This window comes from Mycobacterium parascrofulaceum ATCC BAA-614 (assembly GCF_000164135.1).
Lineage (GTDB): Bacteria > Actinomycetota > Actinomycetes > Mycobacteriales > Mycobacteriaceae > Mycobacterium > Mycobacterium parascrofulaceum.
On sequence record NZ_GG770554.1, the window covers coordinates 554,603 to 559,144 of the forward strand.

Consider the following 4,542-nt stretch of genomic DNA (forward strand, 5'->3'; position numbering starts at 1 on the left):
CCCTCGTCGACACCTTCCTGCACAGTCGCCAGCGCAGCTACACCGTCGAGGAATGCCTGGACCTGGTCCGCTCCGCCGGCCTGGCGTTCCAGGGCTGGTTCCACAAGACGCCGTACTACCCGCACGACTTCGTCGCGCCTGCGAGCCAGTTCCAGGCGCTGCTGAACCAACTGCCCGAAGCCCGACTCTGGTCGGTGATGGAGCGCCTGCAGCCGGCGAACGCCACCCACTTCTTCATCGCCTGCCGCCCGGAACGGCCCACGGCGCACTACGCGATCGACTTCTCGACGGCCGCGGCGTTCGACTACGTCCCGCTGCTGCGGACGGCCTGCCTGCTGTCCGGCGACGAAATCCACTTGCCGGGCACCAAATTGAAGCTCAATCCGGCGCAGCTGCCCTTCGTCCAGCACGTCGACGGGCGACGCACGATCGGCGACATCATCGAGCTGGTGGCGCAGCACGGGCTCGTCGGCACGCAACACGGTGACCTGATAAGGGAGTTCGGGCGCAAGTTGTTCGAGTCGCTGTGGCGTCTCGACTTTCTGGCGATGGCGTTGCACCCGTCCGGCTAGCGGATCACGGCCCTTCGGCGCTGCCGGCCGTGTGGGCTTTGGCCGTCAGCAGGCCCTGACGCAGGGCGGAAATTGCGTGCGCCGCCCGGTTCGCGGCGACGGTGTAACCCTCCAAATCCGCTGCGCTCTCGGCGTTTTCGGCGAGCGTGCGAGACAATCGGGCGGTGTCCTTCAGGTTGCGGATCGCCGCCCAGATCGCCTCCTCCAGCTCGTCGCCGTAGGCGACCAGCAGCGACTGGGACGTCCACGCGTGACCGACTTGGCAGCGATAGGCGTTGTCGCCCACGGACATCAGCGTGCCGTTGCAGCTGGGGCAGGTGTAGCCGGTCGGCGGCCCCAACTCCTCCACGCCTACGGACGCGGCGAATTGACTGTCCAGCGCGATCTGATTCTCCAGCTCGAGCCGCCCGTCGGGGTCCGCCACCTGCTCTTCGATGTCGCGATCGGCCAACTGTGCGAGCAGGTCGCCGATCTCCTTCGCCGTCGCCGTGTGATCGACGACGTCGGCTTTCAGGGCATTCTTCGGCAGATCCGGAAACAGCGCGTCCGTCGGTTCCTGCACCACGGTGACTCCTCCCTTGGCGTGGATGGCGCGCAGTCCGGCCACGCCGTCGTCAAGCAATCCCGACATCAGGACACCGATCGCGCGTGGGCCGTAGTCCAGCGCGACGGACCGGAACAGCGCGTCGATCCCCGGCCGGCGGCCGCTTTCCCACGGTCCATCCGACAGCGCCACCCGATGGTCGCGGGCGAGCAGATGGTGGTCGGGCACGGCGGCGTAGATGCGCCCCGCTTCCAGGACTGCGCCGTCGATCGCCGCGACCGCCGGCAACGGGCCGCTTCGGTTGATGATCTGCGCCAGCAGGGAAGGCGCTCCCCGGCTCATGTGGATGACGATCATCACCGCGTACGGGAAGCCCGGCGGCATCGCCGCGGCCAGCTCGCTCAACGCTTCGATGCCTCCGGCGGATGCGCCGATCGCCACCACGCCCTCGGCCGGTTTTGCCGTGCGCGCCATAGCTCGACCCAGCCTTGCCCTGTCCTGGCTGACAGCTCGGAGACCCCGCCGCCGTCTGCAAACGTATGGCCATAAGACTGGCGCACGCGGGCGCCGCAGCCAAGGGCCATAAGCCCTCTGCGCGGTTTGCCGCCGCAACGTGGGCAAAGCGCTCGGCGGCCGGCGGACCAAATGTTGGGCCTGCCGCCGACGGCGCGCCGAACCGCCACTCATACACTGACCCATCGTGGGCATGCTGTTTGGTCTCGCGCCATGGATCGCTTATTGGGTGCTCGTCGGCAACGTCCCGTTCGGTGCCGCCGTGCTGGTCGGCCTGGCGCTGGCGGCCGCGGCGCTGGCGATCGCGAACGTCACCGCCAAGCCGGAACAAACGCTCGAAATCGGTTCGGCTGCAGTATTTGTGGTGCTCGCCGTGCTGACGTTCACGCTCGGCGGGTCGTTCGCCCAGCGGTGGGTGCTCCCGCTGAGCGCGGCCGGGTTCCTCGGGGTGGCGCTGGTCGGCGCGCTGACCGGCAGGCCGTTCGTGCGCGCGTTCGCCGCCGCGGAACAACCCGCCGACGTCGTCAAGACCGAGCTGTTCGGCAGGATGGTGGCCGTCCTGAGCTGGGTCTGGGTCGCGACGGCGGCCGCCATGACGGTGTCGTCGGCGATCCCGCCGATCGTGCGCAGCGACGCCACGATCCTGGACACCACGACCGCGCTGTCCTACCTGTGTTACTGGCTCATCCCGTTCACGCTCTTCGGCCTGGCGGCGCTGGCGTCGCGATTGGTGAGCGGGCGGATGCTGGTCGGCATCGACGACATGGAGCGGGAAACCTCGTTCGTCGCTTACGACGAGGCCACCATCGACGAGCTGTACTTCCTCGCCCAGGAACACGCGAACCGCGAGGTCGGCCCCGGCAAGGAGGCCTACAACGTGAAGGTCGGGGGCATGGGTGTCCCGCTGACCGGTGACGAGTCCCGCAAGTCGTGGCCATCCACCTACAAGGTGCGCGACAAGCGGCGCTGAGCGCGGGCGCCCGTTCCGATACGTTGGTTCCCGGCGGGGCGGTCCCGGACCAGCCGCATGCGCTCCGCGTCCCGTTGCGGCCATCCACGGACCCTCAAGAGGTTGCGATGAACGCGTTCAGCCCCGACGCCATCCGCGCGGAAACCATCACCATCACCGGCCACGGCGGCGATCAGATCGAGGCGTACCGCGCCTCGCCGCTCGCGGACGGATCGCGCGGCGGCGTCGTGTGGATCCATCACATGCCCGGCTACGACCGTGAAACCAAGGAGTTCGTTCGGCGGCTGGCCGTCAGCGGCTACCACACGGTGGCCCCGAACCTCTATTCGCGCGAGGCTCCCGGTGCGTCGCCGGACGATGCCGCGGCGGCGGCGCGGGCCGCGGGCGGTGTGCCCGACGAGCGGTTGGTCGGGGATGTCGCGGGCGCGGTCGAGCACCTGCGCTCCCTGCCCGGCGCCAACGGAAAGGTCGGTGTCATCGGGCACTGTTCGGGCGGGCGGCACGCGTACCTGGCGGCGTGTTCGCTGCCGTTCGACGCCGCGGTCGACTGCTACGGCGCCTTCATCGTCGAGGATCCGCCGGAGGGCCTGCCCAAGGTGATGAAGCCGATCCTGCAGCTGGCACCGGACCTGAGCTGCCCGCTGCTCGGCCTGTTCGGGCTCGACGACCGATTCCCCGCGCCGGCGGCGGTGGCCGCACTGGACGAGGAGCTGAACCGGCTGGACAAGCCCCACGAGTTCCATTCCTACGAGGGCGCGGGTCACTCGTTCTTCTCCGTCGACCGGCCCGCTTACCGGCCCGAGGCGGCGGTGGACGGCTGGCGGCGCATCGACGACTTCTTCGCCAGCCACCTGGAAGGTTAGGTACCGCCACATGTGCACTTACCTCACCGAACACGTCGGGATCGACGGCAGCGGCAAGGGCGCCACGGGGTGGTTCGGCGCCAGCCGCGCGACGGTGTACGTCGATCACCCGGTCCACGCGCCCTACGGCCACACGGTCAACATCGACGTGATCAACCCCGAGCTCGGGCCGTCCGCGCGGGTGGCGCTGGAGCTCACCGAGGAGAGCGCGCTGGCGCTGGCCGACGCCATCCGGAAGGCGATCGCCCACGCGCCGGCCGGCCTGGCCGCCAAGGACCAGACGTGACCGCCGACCGCGACTACCCCCAAATGGCCGCCGCCCGCGGCAGAGTCGAGCCCGCGCCGCGCCGGGTACGCGGCTATCTGGGCGACGCGCTGGTCTTCGACACCACCGCCGCCCGCTACGTGTGGGAGGTCCCGTACTACCCGCAGTACTACATCCCGCTGGCCGACGTCCGCGCCGAGTTCCTGCGCGACGAAGACCATCCGCAGCAGGTGCAGTTCGGTCCGTCGCGGCTGCACTCACTTCGGGCGGCCGGGGAGACCCACCCGTCGGCCGCGCGGGTGTTCGACGCCGACGGTGACGGCCCGGTGGCCGGGACGGTGCGATTCGAATGGAATGCGTTGCGGTGGTTCGAGGAGGACGAGCCGATCTACGGCCACCCGCGCAATCCCTATTCGCGGGTCGACGCGCTGCGCTCACACCGGCATATTCGCGTCGAACTTGACGGAATAACGTTGGCGGACAGCAGTTCTCCAGTCCTACTGTTCGAAACCGGTTTGCCGACAAGGTATTACATCGATCCCACTGATGTCGCTTTCGAGCAGCTGGAACCCAGCGCGACGCAGACGCTGTGCCCGTACAAGGGGGTGACGTCGGGATACTGGTCGGTGCGGACCGGCAGCGGGCTGCAGCCCGATCTGGCCTGGACGTACCACTACCCGTTGCCCGCCGTCGGGCAGATCGCCGGGCTGGTGGCGTTTTACAACGAGAAGCTGGACATCGTCGTCGACGGCACCGCCCTGCCCCGGCCGCAAACCCAGTTCAGCTAGCGGGTCGGGGTGTGATCTTTCGCTCTT

The 4,542-nt window shown here is 68.9% G+C and carries 5 protein-coding genes and 1 pseudogene; 5 read left to right on the forward strand and 1 reads right to left on the reverse strand.

Features of this window, described 5'->3' with window-relative positions; translation table 11 throughout:
* A pseudogene (locus tag HMPREF0591_RS12685) lies at positions 1 to 572 on the forward strand (SAM-dependent methyltransferase); the annotation flags it as partial.
* A gap of 4 nt (positions 573 to 576) precedes the next feature.
* Here the strand turns inward: HMPREF0591_RS12685 and HMPREF0591_RS12690 are convergent.
* Complete coding sequence (locus HMPREF0591_RS12690) at positions 577 to 1,590, reverse strand: chemotaxis protein CheB (protein WP_007168959.1); 1,014 nt, start codon at positions 1,588 to 1,590, stop codon at positions 577 to 579.
* Between the two features lie 226 nt (positions 1,591 to 1,816).
* Here HMPREF0591_RS12690 and HMPREF0591_RS12695 point away from each other — a divergent pair, with 226 nt between their 5' ends.
* The 4 genes from HMPREF0591_RS12695 to HMPREF0591_RS12710 all read left to right on the forward strand — a co-directional run bounded on the left by HMPREF0591_RS12695 (position 1,817) and on the right by HMPREF0591_RS12710 (position 4,515).
* A complete protein-coding gene (locus HMPREF0591_RS12695; protein ID WP_040622438.1) occupies positions 1,817 to 2,599 on the forward strand; it encodes a hypothetical protein in 783 nt (260 codons plus the stop codon).
* Positions 2,600 to 2,706: 107 nt separating this feature from the next.
* On the forward strand, positions 2,707 to 3,462 hold the full coding sequence (locus HMPREF0591_RS12700) for a dienelactone hydrolase family protein (RefSeq protein WP_007168961.1): 756 nt from the start codon (positions 2,707 to 2,709) through the stop codon (positions 3,460 to 3,462).
* Between the two features lie 10 nt (positions 3,463 to 3,472).
* The gene (locus tag HMPREF0591_RS12705; RefSeq protein ID WP_007168962.1) at positions 3,473 to 3,748 is read left to right on the forward strand and encodes a DUF6295 family protein; all 276 of its coding nucleotides are present in this window, start codon (positions 3,473 to 3,475) and stop codon (positions 3,746 to 3,748) included.
* A gap of 23 nt (positions 3,749 to 3,771) precedes the next feature.
* A complete protein-coding gene (locus HMPREF0591_RS12710; RefSeq protein WP_083802017.1) occupies positions 3,772 to 4,515 on the forward strand; it encodes a DUF427 domain-containing protein in 744 nt (247 codons plus the stop codon).
* Positions 4,516 to 4,542: the final 27 nt, after the last annotated feature.